At 58.8% G+C, this 17,245-nt stretch carries 18 protein-coding genes; 13 read left to right on the forward strand and 5 right to left on the reverse strand.

Going from position 1 to position 17,245, the window contains the following annotated elements:
- Positions 1-2 precede the first annotated feature (2 nt).
- Genes PH5382_RS08045 through PH5382_RS08055 form a run of 3 tightly spaced genes read right to left on the reverse strand, consistent with a single transcriptional unit; the run spans position 3 to position 2,063 of the window.
- Positions 3-425 (reverse strand): MaoC family dehydratase, encoded by a 423-nt coding sequence (locus tag PH5382_RS08045; RefSeq protein WP_082645601.1) that lies wholly within the window; start codon positions 423-425, stop codon positions 3-5.
- Positions 422-868: a MaoC family dehydratase N-terminal domain-containing protein gene (locus PH5382_RS08050; RefSeq protein ID WP_058333860.1), complete on the reverse strand. Its 447-nt coding sequence runs from the start codon at positions 866-868 to the stop codon at positions 422-424. The genes PH5382_RS08045 and PH5382_RS08050 overlap by 4 nt, the downstream gene beginning before the upstream one ends.
- Positions 869-878: 10 nt before the next feature.
- Positions 879-2,063: a lipid-transfer protein gene (locus tag PH5382_RS08055; protein WP_058333861.1), complete on the reverse strand. Its 1,185-nt coding sequence runs from the start codon at positions 2,061-2,063 to the stop codon at positions 879-881.
- 193 nt (positions 2,064-2,256) lie between these two features.
- On the opposite strand from PH5382_RS08055, the gene PH5382_RS08060 reads away from it, so the two are divergent.
- Positions 2,257-2,907 (forward strand): TetR/AcrR family transcriptional regulator, encoded by a 651-nt coding sequence (locus PH5382_RS08060; protein ID WP_231751830.1) that lies wholly within the window; start codon positions 2,257-2,259, stop codon positions 2,905-2,907.
- A 47-nt stretch (positions 2,908-2,954) separates the two neighbouring features.
- Here the strand turns inward: PH5382_RS08060 and PH5382_RS08065 are convergent, their stop codons facing one another.
- Positions 2,955-3,815, reverse strand: coding sequence for a helix-turn-helix domain-containing protein (locus PH5382_RS08065; RefSeq protein WP_058333862.1), 861 nt, complete (start codon positions 3,813-3,815; stop codon positions 2,955-2,957).
- A 129-nt stretch (positions 3,816-3,944) separates the two neighbouring features.
- On the opposite strand from PH5382_RS08065, the gene pobA reads away from it, so the two are divergent.
- From pobA to PH5382_RS08080, 3 genes are all read left to right on the forward strand, one after another.
- Positions 3,945-5,126, forward strand: a complete 1,182-nt coding sequence (gene pobA / locus PH5382_RS08070) for a 4-hydroxybenzoate 3-monooxygenase (protein WP_058333863.1) — start codon at positions 3,945-3,947, stop codon at positions 5,124-5,126.
- 130 nt (positions 5,127-5,256) lie between these two features.
- Positions 5,257-6,126, forward strand: coding sequence for a crotonase/enoyl-CoA hydratase family protein (locus PH5382_RS08075; RefSeq protein WP_058333864.1), 870 nt, complete (start codon positions 5,257-5,259; stop codon positions 6,124-6,126).
- Positions 6,127-6,356: 230 nt separating this feature from the next.
- Positions 6,357-7,565, forward strand: coding sequence for an NADH:flavin oxidoreductase/NADH oxidase family protein (locus PH5382_RS08080; protein ID WP_058333865.1), 1,209 nt, complete (start codon positions 6,357-6,359; stop codon positions 7,563-7,565).
- Between the two features lie 187 nt (positions 7,566-7,752).
- Here PH5382_RS08080 and PH5382_RS19415 read toward each other — a convergent pair whose 3' ends face one another.
- Entirely contained in the window at positions 7,753-8,268 is a 516-nt protein-coding gene (locus PH5382_RS19415) for a winged helix-turn-helix transcriptional regulator (RefSeq protein ID WP_082645602.1), read from the reverse strand.
- Between the two features lie 148 nt (positions 8,269-8,416).
- On the opposite strand from PH5382_RS19415, the gene PH5382_RS08090 reads away from it, so the two are divergent.
- From PH5382_RS08090 to uvrC, 9 genes are all read left to right on the forward strand, one after another.
- Positions 8,417-9,337: an alpha/beta hydrolase gene (locus PH5382_RS08090; protein ID WP_058333866.1), complete on the forward strand. Its 921-nt coding sequence runs from the start codon at positions 8,417-8,419 to the stop codon at positions 9,335-9,337.
- Positions 9,338-9,538: 201 nt separating this feature from the next.
- Positions 9,539-10,057, forward strand: coding sequence for a CoxG family protein (locus tag PH5382_RS08095; RefSeq protein ID WP_058333867.1), 519 nt, complete (start codon positions 9,539-9,541; stop codon positions 10,055-10,057).
- Between the two features lie 185 nt (positions 10,058-10,242).
- Positions 10,243-11,172 (forward strand): ABC transporter ATP-binding protein, encoded by a 930-nt coding sequence (locus PH5382_RS08100; protein ID WP_058333868.1) that lies wholly within the window; start codon positions 10,243-10,245, stop codon positions 11,170-11,172.
- Entirely contained in the window at positions 11,169-11,930 is a 762-nt protein-coding gene (locus PH5382_RS08105) for an ABC transporter permease (protein WP_058333869.1), read from the forward strand. The genes PH5382_RS08100 and PH5382_RS08105 overlap by 4 nt, the downstream gene beginning before the upstream one ends.
- 192 nt (positions 11,931-12,122) lie before the next feature.
- Positions 12,123-12,920, forward strand: a complete 798-nt coding sequence (locus PH5382_RS08110; RefSeq protein ID WP_058333870.1) for a S49 family peptidase — start codon at positions 12,123-12,125, stop codon at positions 12,918-12,920.
- A gap of 1 nt (position 12,921) precedes the next feature.
- Positions 12,922-13,095, forward strand: a complete 174-nt coding sequence (locus tag PH5382_RS20120; protein ID WP_058334043.1) for a hypothetical protein — start codon at positions 12,922-12,924, stop codon at positions 13,093-13,095.
- Positions 13,092-14,057, forward strand: a complete 966-nt coding sequence (locus PH5382_RS08120) for a calcium/sodium antiporter (protein ID WP_058333871.1) — start codon at positions 13,092-13,094, stop codon at positions 14,055-14,057. The genes PH5382_RS20120 and PH5382_RS08120 overlap by 4 nt, the downstream gene beginning before the upstream one ends.
- Before the next feature lie 24 nt (positions 14,058-14,081).
- Positions 14,082-14,882 carry an SDR family oxidoreductase gene (locus tag PH5382_RS08125; RefSeq protein ID WP_255354099.1) on the forward strand — a complete coding sequence of 267 codons (801 nt, stop codon included), beginning with the start codon at positions 14,082-14,084 and terminating at the stop codon, positions 14,880-14,882.
- A 316-nt stretch (positions 14,883-15,198) separates the two neighbouring features.
- Positions 15,199-17,079, forward strand: a complete 1,881-nt coding sequence (gene uvrC / locus PH5382_RS08130; RefSeq protein WP_058333873.1) for an excinuclease ABC subunit UvrC — start codon at positions 15,199-15,201, stop codon at positions 17,077-17,079.
- The last annotated feature ends 166 nt before the right edge of the window (positions 17,080-17,245 follow it).

Here is a 17,245-nt window from a genome sequence, read left to right on the forward strand (position 1 = left end):
GATTATGGCAGCGCGACCAGCGCCTGACCGGCCAGTTTTACATCACCATGCTGATCGGCGGCCTGGATTTCCAGCGTGACCAGATTGCCTGCGTGTTTTTCCACCACACGCCCGGTGCAGGTCACCACCGCATGGATCTGGGTGATCGCCACAAACCGGGTGGAGAATTCACGCACTGCTGTCTGCGGCACCCAGGCGGTGACCAGATGGCCCAGATAGGCCATGTTCAGCATGCCATGGGCAAAGACATCCGGCATTCCGGCAGCCTTGGCGAAATCGATGTCGATATGGATCGGATTGTGATCGCCTGAGGCGCCGGCAAACAACGCCAGCGTTGTGCGGCTGATCGCGCGCTGGGTGAGGGGCGGCAGGGTGTCGCCAACCGCAACCCCGGCGTAGGTCAAATCATTCACGGCGGTGCTCATGATGGGTTCCTCACGACGATGGTGCGGGTCATGGTGCCAAGATCTTCGCCCAACTGGTTCTGAGCACTTGTTTTCAGGATGACGAATTCCATCGCGCCGCCCTTTTTGTCGTAGATGTCTTCGACCGAGCTGATCAGCGTCACCTGATCGCCAGCACAGATTGGCGCACCATAGGTAAAGGCCTGCTCGCCATGCAGCACCCGGGCCAGATCGATCTTCATCTCATTGATGAAATAGAAGGGATCATCCCGTTCAAGATCCAGCGTGAAAAGAAAGGTCAGCGGCGCGGGGATGTTACGATAGCCTGCCGCCTGCGCGGCGGCAGTATCTGAATAGATCGGATCGCGCTGGGCCGTGGCCCGGGCAAAGGCGCGCAGACGCCCTGCCTCGACCTCGACCGTCAGCGGCGCAAAGCTTTGACCGATGAAGGCTCTGTCAATCATGCGGGCCTCCTCAGGCGGCTTGATACAGGGTGACGACGCAGGCGCCTCCCAGACCAAGGTTGTGCTGCAGCGCAGTGCGCGCACCCTCTACCTGTGTCGCACCAGCGGTGCCGCGCAATTGCCGCGTCAGCTCGTAACATTGCGCCAGACCAGTGGCGCCCAATGGGTGGCCCTTGGACAGCAGCCCGCCCGATGGGTTGGTCACATATTTGCCGCCATAAGTGTTGTCGCCATTCGCGATGAACTTGCTGGCGCCGCCCTCGGGACACAGACCCAGACCCTCGTAGGTGATCATCTCATTATGGGCAAAACAGTCGTGCAGCTCGACCACGTCGACATCGTCAATCGCAATGCCGGTCTGTTCCTGCACCTGTTTGGCGGCAGCGGCCGTCATGTCGTAGCCGACCAGCTGCATCATGTCATGGGCGTCAAAGGTCGAGGCATAGTCGGTGGTCATCGCCTGACCTTTGATGCGCACCGCCTGATTGAGGCCGTGTTTTTTGGCGTAGTCTTCGCTGACAATGATCGCGGCGGCAGCGCCACAGGTCGGCGGGCAGGCCATCAGGCGGGTCATTACACCGTCCCAGATCATCGGGCTGTCCAGCACATCCTGTGGTGACAGCTCTTGGCGGAACAGCGCCAGTGGATTGTTCACCGCATGACGGCTGGCCTTGGCGCGAATGCGGGCCAGATCGGTCAGCGAGCTGCCGTGTTTTTCCATGTGCGATTTGCCTGCACCGCCGAAATAGCGCAGCGCCAGCGGGATTTCGGGGCGGCCAACCAGATCATCGGTTTCCGTATCAAAGGCATCAAAGGGGCTGGGGCGATCCGTCCAATGCGAGGTCAGCGCACCGGGCTTCATATGTTCAAACCCCAGCGCCACAGCAACATCGACAGCGCCGGATTGCACTGCTTGCCGTGCCATGAACAATGCGGTCGACCCAGTAGAGCAGTTGTTGTTCACATTCATCACCGGAATGCCGGTCATGCCCACCTTATAAAGCACCGCCTGCCCGCAGGTGCTGTCACCGTAGACGTAACCTGCATAGGCCTGCTGAACCGCATCATACGAGATGCCCGCATCCGCCAGCGCGTCGCGCAGGGCTTTGGCGCCCATTTCGGTATAGGGCTCATTCTGGCCAGGTTTGGCGAATTTTGTCATGCCGACGCCGGCAACCAGTACCTCTGATGTCATGGTCTCTCTCCTCTAAACCAACTGGGGTGGGCGAACTTTGTCTGGGCGAATCTCGCGTAGGGTCTAACACGAAATTTGAATTACACTTGTCGGTTACTTTTTGCCGGGGCTGGGCAAGAGGTCAAGAATGATGTAACTCAAGGGTGTAATTACCGGGCGTCACCTGCGCGAGTTGACCAATCGGAAAGACAACATGGGCAGAGCGAAGACCGGCATGGGCAACAACACCTGGACCAAGTCCGAGAGTAAATCAGAGACCAGTCGCGACGCGCAGCGAGAAGCAAAGCGCCGGGCGGTATTGCAGGCTGGCGCCCGGCTGTTCAACGATCGGGGGTACGAGCAGACCTCGCTGGAAGAAATCGCCGCTGCGCTGAAAATAACCAAACGGACCATCTATTATTATGTGCAAAGCAAAGAGGATATCCTCTTTGGGTGTCACCAGTTGGGGTTGGAATTTCTGGGCGCGACCATGGCGCAAAGCCAGGATGAGACCCTGCCGGTGCTGGAGCGGATCACGCTGCTGATTCGGGGCTATTGCGAATGGGTGTCGAGTGACCTGGGGGCCACTATCGCCATGGTGCGTGAACACAGCCTGTCGGCAGAACGTCGCAATATTTTGCGTGCCAGCAAGGCAGAGGTGGATTTCCAACTGCGCGCACTGATTGCGGCCGGGGTGGCCGAGGGCAGTCTGCGGGCATGCGATCCAAAGCTGGCAACGGCGGCGATCTTTGGGGCGCTGAACTGGATTCCGCATTGGAACAGGGTCGAAGACCCCGTGCCTCATATTGAGATTGCCGAGCAGTATCTGCAACTGATCCTGACAGGTATGTTGCCACGGGCATAACGACCAAAGGCCTGGTAAAGGCCTAGACTGGCTTGAGTTTTACGCGGCTATTTGGCCCCGGTAACCTGCTGGCGAAAGATCTTTGGCGCGACGCCGGTGCCTTTGGCAAAGACGCGGCTGAAATGGGCCGGGTCGGAAAATCCCAGATCATAGGCAATCTGGGCGGCGGTCAGATTGGTATAGATCAGCATCCGCCGGGCCTCGCGCAGCATTCGATCATTGATCAGTTTCGAGGCGGCTTGACCAGTGGATTGATGCGCGATCCGGTTCAGATGCGTCGGCGAAATCGCCAGATCACAGGCGTAGTCTGCCAGCGGTCGACGCTTGCGAAAATCCCGCTCGATCATGTCTTCAAACCGGGCAAACAGCGGGTTGCCCTGGGTGGGCGCATTGGCGCGGTCGACCTCGAATATGCTGCGGGCAACCAGCGCAGTGAGGGCTCCGGCCAGCGAACGCAGCAGCTGCGCGCGGGCAAAGCTCTGGCTGTGATACTCCTCAGACAGCTGTTCTGCCAGCCTGCGCAGATCGGTATTCAACGGAAGAACCAGCGGCTGTTCCAGTGGCGTACGCACGCCTTCGCTTTCCAGCAGGAAATGATCCAGCAGGTCCGAGGTCAGGGTGATAACCCAACCGTTTGTCTGGGGTTTAAAGTCGAACCCATGAACAACACCGCGCGGAATATTGACAAAGCAGGGCGCGGGCAGCGGGTGTTGCTTACCATCGATTTCGGCGACCCCGCCGCCTTTGGTCATAAACAAAAGCTGATGCAGTCGCGCATGGCGATGCGCCTTCAGGCGCCAGTCGTGCAGGGCCGAGCGCGCGCTTATGGTTTCGACATGCAGCACATCGGCCAGCTCGGCGGTTTCACCAAAGAGATTGTAGCTGCGGATAGGAGAGGCATTTAGCATGTACGAAATGTACAAGAGGTTGCGCGCTCAGTCCATTCGCAAAGTCACCTTTGCTGTGCATATTACAGTCCAGATTACAGCCCAGATGCTGGCTGATCCGCCGCGCAGTCCGTTTTGAAAGGTCGAGTTATGTCCGAAATCACCACCCAGGTTGCCATTATTGGCGGCGGCCCCTCGGGCCTTTTGCTGTCCCAACTGCTGCACCGTCAGGGCATCGCATCCGTGGTTCTGGAGCGCCAGACCCGCGACTATGTGCTGGGCCGGATCCGGGCCGGGGTGCTGGAGCGCGGCTTTGTCGAGCTGATGCGCGAAGCGGGCTGTGCAGACCGGATGGAAGCCGAAGGCGAGGTGCACCACGGCGTCTACTTGGCGCATCAGGGGCGGATGGACCGGGTAGATCTGGCGGCCTCTGCCAATGGGGCGACGGTCATGGTCTATGGCCAGACAGAGGTGACGCGGGATCTTTATGCTGCGCGTGAGGCCATGGGGGGCACGGTCATTCATCTGGCAGACAAGGTGCAGCCGCAGGAATTGAAATCCGACAAACCGTTCGTAACATATGAAAAAGACGGTGAGACCCATCGCGTCAATTGCGATTTCATCATCGGTGCGGATGGTTTTCACGGGGTGAGCCGCAAATCCATTCCAGCGGATGTGCTGCGCGAATATGAAAAGGTCTATCCCTTTGGCTGGCTCGGTGTGCTGTCGGAAACCAAACCGGCGTCACCCGAACTGATTTATGCCCGCCACGAGCGCGGCTTTGCGCTGTGTTCGATGCGCAGTCAGGTCTTGAGCCGCTATTACATTCAGGTGCCCCTGACGGATAATGTCGAAGACTGGTCTGATGACGCCTTCTGGTCAGAGCTCAAGGCACGCCTGCCGCAAGAGGTGGCCGAAGGGTTGCAAACCGGGCCATCTATCGAGAAGTCCATCGCACCGCTGCGCAGTTTCGTGGCCGAACCGATGCGCTATGGCCAGCTGTTTCTGGCAGGCGACGCGGCCCATATCGTGCCGCCAACTGGCGCCAAGGGGCTAAACTCGGCGGCGTCCGATATCTACTATCTCTACCATGGTCTGCGCGATCACTACCAAAATGGCGACAGCGCCGGGTTGGACAGCTATTCCGAAAAGGCGCTGGCCCGCGTCTGGAAGGCAGAACGCTTCAGCTGGTGGATGACCAATCTGCTGCACCGCTTCCCGGATATGTCCGAAGCCGATCTGCGGCTGCAATGTGCTGATCTTGACTATCTGTTCTCATCAGAGGCGGCGCAGGCCTCGATGGCGGAGAACTACGTCGGCCTGCCATATTGATCGACGCCGGTGGCTGCGTTTGAGTGTTTTTGTAAAATGACCTCGTGGCCCGGTTTGGTTGACGCCACGTCGCCTGGCTAGGCGCGAGACCTGCGGCGTGATTTCCTGTCCTAAACCATGGGAGGAAATCATGCCGAATTTTGCCACAGTAGCCTATGAAAAGACCGGTCGGATTGCGCGGATCACGCTCAACCGGCCTGAGGTGATGAACGCCATCGACGACCGCCTGCCAAAGGATCTGGCCGCCGCGGTGGCCACGGCAGATGCCGATCCCGGCGTACATGTCATGGTGCTGGCCGGCGCCGGAGAGGCCTTTTGTGCTGGTTATGATCTGACCTTTTACGCCGAAGGCAACGGCACCGGGGCCGCGACGCAGGAGATGCCCTGGGATCCGGTCAAGGACTACCGCTTCATGTGGGAAAACACCCAGCATTTCATGTCGCTCTGGCGGGCGGCAAAGCCGGTGGTCTGCAAGGTGCATGGGCCCGCCGTGGCCGGGGGCTCTGACATCGCGCTCTGTGCGGATTTGACCATCATGGCCGAAGAAGCGCAGATTGGCTATATGCCTGCACGGGTCTGGGGCTGCCCGACCACGGCCATGTGGGTCTATCGTTTGGGGGCGGAACGCGCCAAACGGATGCTGTTCACCGGTGACAAGATAACGGGCCGCGAGGCTGCAGACATGGGCCTTGTGCTAAAGGCAGTGCCCGCCGCAGATCTGGATGACGCGGTTGAAGAGATGGCCGCGCGCATGGCCACGGTGCCGATCAATCAGCTGGCAATGCAGAAGATGGTGATCAATCAGGCGATCGAGCAGACTGGCCTGATGCAGACACAGCGTCTGGCGACGATCTTTGACGGGATCACCCGCCATTCTCCTGAGGGGCTCAACTTCAAGGCACGCTCCGAAGATATGGGCTGGAAACAGGCGGTGCAGGAACGTGATGAGGGGACATTCGACTGGACCGAAAACGAAGAAATTCCAAAGGGGAATCGCTGAATCGTGCGCCGTAAGGGGACATTTATGAACCCGCCCCTGAACTAGGCAGGCCTACTGTTTGGCTGGGGGAAGATCTGGCGGTTCTTCTGCGAGGTATGCTGTGGGGCACGTCCGGCCTACGGACCGCGCCCCGCAGTGTCAGCTTTGAGTTCAAATCTACACTCAGTTGCCGCGTAAAGCGTTTTCATGGATAGATTGCTCGTCGCTGAAATTTAGCAGGAGCCAGTCGGATGCAACAACATGCAGTTCTGTTTGAGGCGCTTGAATTGCCTTGCGGTGTCGTCCTGAAAAACAGGATAGCGAAATCTGCAATGTCGGACTCCTTGGGCGACGGGACCGGTCATCCGACGTCTGAACAAAACAGGCTTTATCAGCGTTGGGCCGAAGGCGGGCTGGCCGTGTCGATTATCGGCGAGGTTCAGCCCACGCCTGATTATGCTGAAAAACCCGGCAATCTGGTGCTCAACGCTCAGTCTGATCTGGAAAAGTTTCGCGCGCTTGCCGAGCAGGGTGGACAGAACGGTTCACAGCTGTGGCTGCAGCTTGGTCACGCCGGCGCACTTGCTTACGCTCCGATTAGCAGCCCCAAGGGGCCTAGCGCGCTCGATCTGCCCGGCCTTCGGTGTGAGGGGATGACACAGGATGAGATCGATCGCGTGCCCATGGGATTCGCCGAGACAGCTAGGCTGGCACAGCACGCAGGGTTCGGGGGCGTGCAGATTCATGCGGCACATGGGTTTTTGCTCAGTCAATTCCTGTCGCCATTGTTCAACAAGCGCAGCGATGGTTATGGCGATTCAATCACCAACCGCATGAAGCTTTTGCTTAATTCCATCGAGGCAACACGTGCTGCGGTCGGCCCCGACTTTCCAATCGCAGTGAAGCTCAACTCTTCTGACCAGCTTGAAGGCGGGCTGGGCGAAGACGACGCAATTCAGGTTGTGGCCGCTCTGGAAACCTCATCAGTGGACTTGATCGACATCAGCGGCGGGACCTATTTTCCCGGCGCCAAATCGGCATCGGATAGCGCGGGGCGTGGGCCATATTTCATTGAATTTGCCAAACGTGCGCGAAGGGTGACATCCAAGCCCTTGATGCTGACTGGCGGCTTCAAAACCCGTGCGCAGGCGGATGAGGCCGTGCGCAGCGGTGCGGTTGATGTCGTCGGTCTTGCCCGTGCGCTTGTCCTTGAACCTGCTCTTCCCAATCTCTGGATGGCAAACCAGACGCCGGAACCAGCCTTTCCGAGGTTTTCGGAAGCACCGGAGGGCGGAATAACTGCTTGGTACACAATGCGGCTAACGGAAGTCGGCACTGACAATGAAACTGGTGATGTCGGCGACCTGGGGCAGGCTATCAGCGACTATGACGCACGTGATGCGACCCGCACGGAAATTTGGTCGCGCCACTTTGGCAGACAAGCCGGAGATTTAGACTGAAGGACAATCATCATCGATGTCGCTTTATCTCCCGTGCAAACCCCACTTCTGAAACCTGGCTTCGCTGACGTCTGCCGGGCAGATTTTGTACGTCAATTTGGCGGCATGGGTGCACTGAAAAGGCTGCGTATCTGCTAAAGAGCCCGGTATCCGGCTCCGGGGTGTTGCAAAATTTGCACCGAAAGCTTCACCCCGCAGAGAGGTCCTGCGCGTTTTGGTCTGCCGAGGGGGGGGAGACGCCGGCTGTGTCGTCATGACGTTGCGATTTCGGAACCATCAGCACTGATCTGTGATCAAGCACCTGACCGCTGATGCGATCCGTGAGAACCGGGTCCACCTCTTGGCCGCCGTCTCGCGTGACAAAGCGGAAGGGTATTGGCTCCGTGCTGGGCAGGTTTTTGCGGGCCCAATCCTGCATTGCCAGCATCACCGGGGCGAACTCCTTGCCGGATGCTGTGAGGCGGTACTCATGACGCAGGGGGCGTTCCTGATAGGGGCGGCGTTCCAGCACCCCCATGGTTTCAAGCCGTTTCAGCCGCTCCGCCAACAGGTGCCGGGTCACGCCAAGGCGCTTTTGGAAGCTGTCGAACCGGCGCACCCCCAAAAAGCATTCGCGCAGGATAAGCAGCGTCCAGCGGTCGCCGATCACACCCATTGCGCGGGCAAGAGGGCAGGCGTTGTCATTGAGGTCATGCCATTTCATCCCTGATTCCTAACATGGATTGACAGAGTTCTCAAATAGAACTGATAATGAGTTCTAAAATAGAACCTATATTTTTGATTCTGATCGCGACCACAGACGGGCCCGTTCGGCGCCCTGCTACGGTCCGCCAGCCAATGGAGATGTCACCATGACCACAGCCTCATCATCCGGTTCACGCCCGCGTCGGCGCCCTGCAGCTTCAGTGTTCAAGGCGATCCCACTGATCGCGCGGGGCTTCAGCCTGTTAAGCCCCGGCCTGGCGGCGCGGCTCTTTGCCTATTTGTTCACCCGGCCCATGCGCCAGAAACTGCCGCGCCACGAACGGGAGTGGTTGCTGCAGTCAAGCGGTCGACCTTTGCGATTGGCATCAGGATCCTTGCTGCCACTCTATGAATGGAGGTCTTCGCGGTTGGCGGCAGGGGTGCGTGATGAAGCGCCGCTGCCGACCATACTTTTGGTGCATGGCTTTGGCGGGCGCGCAGGCCAGATGGGGGGCTTTGCGGCACCCCTGGTGGCGGCGGGCTACCGAGTGGTGAGCTTTGATGCGCCCGCACATGGCGCCGCTGCAGGCACGCGCAGCTCTCTGCCCGAGATGCTGGAGGTCACCAAAGAAGTCGCGGATCGGCTGGGGCCGCTGGCGGGAGTTGTCGCGCACTCCAATGGGGCTTCGGCGGTGATTGCGGCGCTGGCGCAGGGGCTGCGGGCGGATCGGGTGGCGCTGCTGGCGCCGATGCCGGATCTGGAAAGCTATATCAGCCGCCTGGCAACACAGATCGGGTTTTCCCAGCAGGTGGCCGTCTTGGCGCAGGACCGGGTTGAGCGCCGTTTTGATCTGCCATTTGGGGCACTCAAGGGTAGCACATTGGCGGCGCAATTGTCCCAACCAGCCCTGATCCTGCAAGACAGTGCCGACAAGATCGTCCCATTGTCGGAGGTCGAAACCCTGGCTGCAGCTTGGCCAGGAGCAGAGCTGCTGGTCACTGCCGGGCTTGGCCACAATCGCTTGCTGCGCGATGCGGGTGCAATTGCGGCTGTGGCTGCCTATTTCGGCGCGCCGACGCTGCGTTAGCACTGGTGTGCTCGCTGGGCTCTCTTGCCTAGCGACTTGGCAGAGACCTTGTTGGTCGGGTAGGTCTAGGACAGCAACAGATCGAACGGCCTGGGGTGGGCGGCAATGCCCGTTCTGCGGGCAAACGAGCCAGTCCGATAAGCCAGTCCGATAAGTCAGTCCGTCGAGCCAGACAGTTAAGCCAGTCCAGGGAGACCCGCCATGCAGATGAGTGATCAAAAAGAAATCGCCGCCCCCCCCGCCGAGGTCTATGCGGCCTTGCTGAACCCGGAAGTGCTGAAGGTCTGCGTGCCTGGCGCGCAGGAGGTCAGCGGCAGCGTTGAAGAGGGTTTTGAAGCCAAGGTCACGCAGAAGGTCGGCCCGGTAAAGGCCACCTTCAAGGGGCAGGTGACCTTGTCGGATCTGATCCAGGACGAAAAGCTGACCATCAGCGGCGAAGGCAAGGGCGGTGCGGCCGGCTTTGCCAAGGGCGGCGCGATTGTCAGCCTGGCCGCTTCCGAGACCGGCACATTGCTGTCTTACGAGGTCGAAGCCAAAGTCGGTGGCAAGCTGGCGCAGCTGGGCAGCCGTATCATCGATGGGTTTGCCAAAAAGATGGCGGACCAGTTCTTTGTCAATCTGCAGACCCACCTTGCTCCCGAAGACCTGTCGGGCGAAGAGGTCAAGGAGGGTGAAGCAGACGGTGAGAAAAAAGGCTGGTTCAAGAAAATCACCGGATAAATACCATCGGATAAACACGTCACCATCGCGGCCGACACCGGATCCAGATCTCAACAAGCAAGCCTCCCTGCGCAGGCGCACAGAGGCTTGCGCATGGCTTCACTGGTCACTGCCATGGCCCATCGCTAGGGTGCAATGCGAACAAGCCCCCGAGAAATTCCTCGAGCCAATCAAATGGAGGCCTCATGTCGGCGATCCTGTCCATAACCGATCTGCGCAAATCTTACGAAGGCGGCTTTGAGGCGCTCAAAGGGGTGAACCTGGAGATTGAAGCCGGTGAAATTCTGGCCCTTTTGGGGCCCAATGGCGCTGGCAAGACCACCCTGATATCAACTGTCTGTGGTATCACCACAGCGACTTCTGGGTCGGTGAAGGTGGATGGCCATTGCATTCTCGATGATTTTCGCGCCGCACGCTCGCTGATCGGATTGGTGCCTCAGGAAATCAACCTGGAACCCTTTGAGAAGGTCATCAACTCGGTGCGGTTTTCGCGGGGGTTGTTCGGCAAGGCCAAAAATGAGCCGCTGATCGAGGATATCCTGAGAAAGCTGTCGCTATGGGACAAGCGCAACAGCCAGATCAAAGAGCTGTCCGGCGGCATGAAGCGGCGGGTGCTGATCGCCAAGGCGCTGGCCCATGAGCCGCGCGTGCTGTTTCTGGATGAGCCCACAGCCGGGGTCGATGTCGAGCTGCGCAAAGACATGTGGGACGTGGTGCAAGAGCTCAAAGAGCAGGGCGTAACCATTATCCTGACCACCCATTACATCGAAGAGGCCGAGGCCATTGCCGACCGCGTCGGGGTGATCGCGGCGGGTGAGATCCTGCTGGTCAAAGACAAGGATGAGCTGATGACCCAATTGGGCAAAAAACAGCTCTGTGTGCATCTGAGCGCGCCGGTCAGCGAGATCCCCGCAAGCCTGGCGCCGCATGCTTTGGAAATGAGCAGCGATGGCGCGGCCCTGATCTATACCTATGACACCAAGGCCGAGCGCACCGGCATCACCGCATTGCTGAATGATGTGGCCGCAGCCGGGCTGGTACTGGCGGATGTCTCCACCCGGCAATCCAGCCTCGAAGACATCTTTGTGGGTCTTGTTTCAGGAGAGAAATCATGAACTGGACAGCTATCTGGTCAATCTACCGTTTTGAAATGGCGCGTTTCTTTCGCACTCTGTTTCAAAGTTTCCTGTCGCCGGTTCTGTCGACTTCGCTGTATTTTGTGGTCTTTGGTGCCGCCATCGGCAGCCGTATCGATCAGGTCGATGGCATCGACTATGGCGCCTTTATCGTGCCGGGGCTCATCATGCTGAGCGTGATGACGCAGAGCATCTCCAACGCCTCGTTCGGGATTTATTTCCCCAAATTCATCGGGACAATCTATGAGCTGCTCTCGGCGCCGGTGAATTTTCTGGAAATCGTGCTCGGCTATGTCGGTGCCGCCGCCACCAAGGCGCTGTTCATCGGGTTTGTCATTTTGGCCACGGCAACGCTGTTTGTCGATCTGACCATTGCGCATCCATTGGCCATGGTTCTGTTTTTGCTGCTCACCTGCCTCAGCTTTGCACTGATGGGGTTCATCATTGGTATCTGGGCCAAGAACTTTGAGCAGTTGCAACTGGTGCCGCTGCTGATCGTGACGCCGCTGGTTTTCCTGGGTGGATCATTCTATTCGATCTCGATGCTGCCGCCGATCTGGCAGAAAATCACCCTGTTCAACCCGGTCGTCTACCTGATTTCGGGCTTTCGCTGGTCCTTCTTTGGTACCTCGGATGTGCCGGTCGGCCTGAGCCTTTTGGCCATAGGCGCATTTACCGCACTCTGCCTTGCGGTGATCTGGTGGATCTTCAAAACCGGCTGGCGGATCCGCTCCTAAAAACAGCTTCGGAGCGTAAATTCTCTATTACTTCTGATGTTTAGCGCCGGGGTGGGCGTCATGCGTACGCCTGCCGCCGCGTCTCTGTCAGAGCGTTGCATATTTGCCCAGTGCTCTTCACTTTTTTGATTCCTCAGCCTTTCCGTCGCGGCTTCCCTTGTTTCACCCCCATGGGCCATCTACATCGGCGCCATGATGCTGCGCATACCCTTTGTAAAAAAACCGCCTCTCGTCTCTGTTGTACGCCTTGCGGGCGCCATCGGCATGGCCGGGCGCGGCTCGCTCAATGATGCAACCCTGGCCCCGGTGCTGGAGGCTGCCTTTAGCAAAGGCAAGCCCGCTGCGGTGGCGCTGGAGATCAATTCTCCGGGCGGTTCGCCAGTGCAAAGCTCGCTGATTGGCGCGCGGATCCGACGACTGGCGGCGGAAAAAGACGTGCCGGTTATTGCCTTCGTCGAAGATGTCGCCGCCTCCGGTGGCTACTGGCTTGCGGCCTCGGCGGATGAAATCTGGGCCGATGCCAGTTCTGTCCTTGGCTCCATCGGTGTGATCTCGTCGGGCTTTGGCGCACATGAATTGCTGGCACGCCACGGGGTCGAACGCCGGGTCTATACGGCTGGCGAAAGCAAATCCATGCTGGATCCTTTCCGCGCCGAAAACCCTGAGGATGTCGAACGGCTGAAAGGCCTGCTCGGCGATATCCACGAGAATTTCATCGACTACATCACCGAACGGCGTGGCGACAAGCTGGACGGCAGCCACAAGCTGTTCACTGGCGAGGTCTGGCTGGCCAAACGAGCCACCGAGCTGGGGCTGATCGACGGCATTGGCCATCTGAAACCAGCGCTCAAGGCGCGCTTTGGCGACAAGGTGAAACTGCGCCGCTACGGCGTCAAAAGACCTTTCCTGAGCCGCTTTGGCCTGCAGGTCGCACAAGAGGCCATGATGGGGATCGAGGAGCGGGCGGAATTTGCCCGTTTTGGTCTCTGAGGTGATTTTCAAGATCGTCACCCTGTTTCTGGTCATCATGGCGGTTTTGGCCATGTTCGGAAAATTTACCTTTCCGGGGCAAAAGCGTCTGCAATCGGCGCGCTGCCCCTCTTGTGGGCGTTTCAAGATCGGCAAGGGCCCCTGTGGCTGCAAGTTAAAAGGACCACGTAAATGATGCCTTGGCTGCTCTGTGCTTTGGGGTTGGTAATCCTGCTTCTGGCGGGGGACGCATTGGTGCGTGGGGCTGTGAACCTGTCACTGCGCCTAGGCGTGCCTGCCCTGATCGTCAGCCTGACGATTGTGGCCTTTGGCACCTCAGCGCCAGAACTGCTGATCGCCATCAACGCCGTGCATGAAAACGCTGACGGCATTGCGCTGGGCAACGTGGTGGGATCCAACACCGCCAATATCCTGCTGGTCCTTGGTATCCCGGCGATCATTGCGACACTGCACACCAGTCAGTGCAGCACCCGCAAGAACTATGTCTATATGTTGCTGGCGTCTGTTCTGTTCATCGCGCTGGCATTCTGCGGAACGCTGACAATCTGGTCGGGACTGGTCCTGCTTACGGCCCTCACTCTGTTCCTGCTCGCGGCTTTTCGCGAAGCCCGCGAGCACCGCCGCAATGGCTGCGCCGGAGAGGCAGAGGATCTCGACGATCTGGAGGGGCTGGAGGAAGCTGACCCCAACATGCCATATTGGCGCATTGCACTTTACCTTGGGTTGGGTCTGGTTGGCTTGCCGCTGGGCGCGGATCTGCTGGTCGACAATGCCACCACCATCGCCCGGATGTATCACATCAGCGAGACGGTGATCGGCCTGACGCTGGTGGCAATCGGCACCTCGCTGCCTGAGCTGGCCACCACGGTGATGGCGACGCTGCGGCGACAGGCAGACGTGGCGCTGGGCAATGTCATCGGCTCCAACATGTTCAACTTGCTGGCAATCATCGGGATCGCGACCTTTGTCGGACCGATTTCGGTGGATCCTGAATTCCTGCAGTTCGATCTCTGGGTCATGCTGGCAGCCTCGCTGCTGCTGATCCCCTTTGTGTTCCTGAAACAGGACATCACCCGACTTTGGGGCTTCATTTTGACAGGGCTTTATGTAGCCTATCTGGCAGTCATCCTGTTCTGATCGCCCAGGCCGGATCAGGTCAGGCTGGATCAGCAGTGGCGCGACAAGAGGGGCAGGCCCATGCAAGCATTGGTAACCGGAGCAGGCAAGCGCCTGGGGCGCGCCATGGCGCTGAAACTGGCGCAGGAAGGTTTTGACCTTGCGGTGCACTACGACCGCTCCGCCCAAGAAGCCGAGGCGGTCGCGCTAGAGATCCGGCAGATGGGACGGCGAGCTGTCACCCTGCAGGCCGACCTGTTGTCGCCATCGGCCACGGCGGCATTGCTACCGGCAGCGTCAGAGGCCCTGGAAGGGCCGATCACCTGTCTGGTCAACAACGCGTCGATTTTTGAAGCGGACACGCTGCAAAGCGCAACAGCCACCAGCTGGAATCGTCATTTCGACAGCAATCTGCGCGCGCCTTTTGCGCTGATCCAGGCGATGGCGGATCAGGATGTGCCGCTGGTCTCGGATGCAAACAATGAGCCGCGTGCCTGGGGGCTGGTGGTCAATATGATCGACCAGCGGGTGCGCAATCTGTCGCCTGATTTTATGACCTACACGCTGGCGAAATCGGCGCTCTGGACGCTGACACAGACCGCGGCACAGGCACTGGCACCGCAGATTCGCATCAATGCAATTGGACCGGGGCCAACCCTGGCCAACCAGCATCAAAGCGTCGAAGATTTTGCCAGACAGCGTGCCAGCACCATCTTGCAAAGGGGGGTCAACTGCGAGGATATCACAGCAGCGCTTGGCTATCTTTTGTCCGCACCGGCAGTGACCGGGCAGCTCATCTGCGTCGATAGCGGCCAGCATCTGGGCTGGGAAAATCAAGGCGACTAGACAGCCGGTTGGCAGGTCACTCAGATGACCTAAAGGAAAGTTGTGCACCTAGGGCTCTGTCGTCACGGATCCGTTACAAAAGAGTCTTTGTTTTCAAAAACTTGTCCGCAGTGTAAAAAATTTACCATTTAAAACAAGTGGTTACATAATTGCCTAAAAATTAAGCAAAAGTGAATTTTTGCCCTGAAATAAGGGAAAACCGGGGATAGCCCAAAGATATCTCCATACTTATCCACAAGGATGGTGGATTTGTTCAGGTCTTGATTTCGGACCTGCGACATTGCAGGCAGGCGCAGGGAATCATATGTCTAGGGACATGACAGAACAGCACCCAAATTCAGCGGAAACTGGCCCAGCCAGAACCGGCTATGCCGTGATCCAGGACTACGTAAAGACACTGGATGCCTCACCCGGTGTCTATCGCATGCTCGATGCGGAAAGCCGGGTGCTTTATGTTGGCAAGGCGCGCAATCTCCGGGCTCGGGTGTCGAACTATGCACGCCCCGGCAATAGCCCTCGGATTGAGCGGATGATCGGGCTGACCGCCACGATGATGTTCCTGACGACACGTACCGAGACCGAAGCGCTGCTGCTGGAGCAGAACCTGATCAAGCAGCTGAAGCCCAAATACAACGTGCTGTTGCGGGATGACAAAAGCTTTCCCAGTATTTTGGTTGCCAAGGATCACGCCTTTGCGCAGATCAAAAAACATCGCGGCGCGCGCAAACAGAAGGGCAGCTATTTTGGCCCCTTCGCCGGCGCGGGTGCGGTGAACCGGACCCTCAATCAGCTGCAAAAGGCATTTTTGCTGCGCAATTGTTCCAATGCGATGTTTGAAAGCCGCACGCGCCCCTGTCTGCAATATCAGATTAAGCGCTGCTCGGCGCCCTGCACTGGGGAAATCTCCGAGGCGGATTACAGCCTGGCGGTGCGCGATGCTGAACGCTTCCTGTCCGGGCGCTCCACCAAAATTCAGGAAGAATTGGCCGAGGAAATGATGAAGGCCTCAGAGGAGATGGAGTTTGAACGTGCCGCCGCTTTGCGCGACCGGATTAAAGCGCTGACGCAGGTGCAGTCGAGCCAGGGTATCAACCCGCGCGGGGTTGCCGAGGCCGATATCATCGGGCTGCACATGGAGGGCGGGCAGGCCTGTGTGCAGGTGTTCTTTATCCGGGCCAATCAGAACTGGGGCAATCAGGATTTCTACCCCCGCGTGGACGCCGATATGAGCCCGGCCGAAGTGATGGAGGCCTTTCTGGGCCAGTTCTACGACAATAAGGAGCCACCCCGGCAACTGATCCTGTCAGATGCCATCGAAAACACCGACCTGATGGAAGACGCGCTGGCCAGCAAGGCGGAGCGCCGGGTGGAAATCCTGGTGCCGCTGCGCGGGGAAAAGACCGAGCTGGTCGCGGGGGCTGTGCGCAATGCCCGCGAAAGCCTGGCGCGGCGCATGGCCGAAAGTGCCACCCAGACCAAACTGCTGAAAGGGATCGCCGAAGCCTTTGGCCTGTCGGCGCCGCCGCAGCGGATTGAGGTCTATGACAACTCCCACATCCAGGGCACCAACGCGGTGGGGGCGATGATCGTGGCCGGCGCTGAGGGTTTTATGAAGAACGCCTATCGCAAGTTCAACATCCGCGGCGATGATCTGGTGCCGGGCGATGATTTTGGCATGATGAAAGAGGTTCTGAACCGGCGGTTTTCCCGGTTGAAGAAAGAAGACCCCGACCGTGACAAGGGCCATTGGCCGGATCTGTTGCTGATCGACGGTGGCGCCGGGCAGGTGAGCGCTGTGGCCGAGATCATGGCCGAACATGGTGTCGAGGATATTCCCATGGTGGGCGTCGCCAAAGGTGTTGATCGCGACCATGGCAAAGAGGAATTCCACCGGCTGGGCGAAAACGCCTTTGCATTGCAGCGCAATGATCCAGTGCTCTATTTCGTGCAGCGGATGCGCGACGAGGCCCATCGCTTTGCCATCGGCACCCATCGCGCCAAACGCGCCAAGGCGATTGGTGCCACCCCATTGGACGAGGTACCCGGTGTTGGGGCCTCGCGCAAACGCGCGCTGTTGACCCATTTTGGCAGCGCCAAGGCCGTCAGCCGCGCCGATCTGGCCGATCTCAAGGCGGTTGATGGGGTTTCCAGCGCGCTGGCAGAGACCATCTATGATTTCTTTCACGACAAGGGATAAGTCCCGGTTTCTCAGAGATAACGCCGGGTCACATTCTGGGACGCTGGGTCACAGCAGTTTTTGACCTAAAGTCACTCGTTCTGTTCTGATTATGACTGCTAGGGTCGAACCCCGCATCTGGTGGCCCCGGGCCGCTCTGAGCCGCCATGGATTGTTGAGAAAAAGG

This window comes from Phaeobacter sp. CECT 5382 (assembly GCF_001457775.1).
GTDB lineage: Bacteria > Pseudomonadota > Alphaproteobacteria > Rhodobacterales > Rhodobacteraceae > Pseudophaeobacter.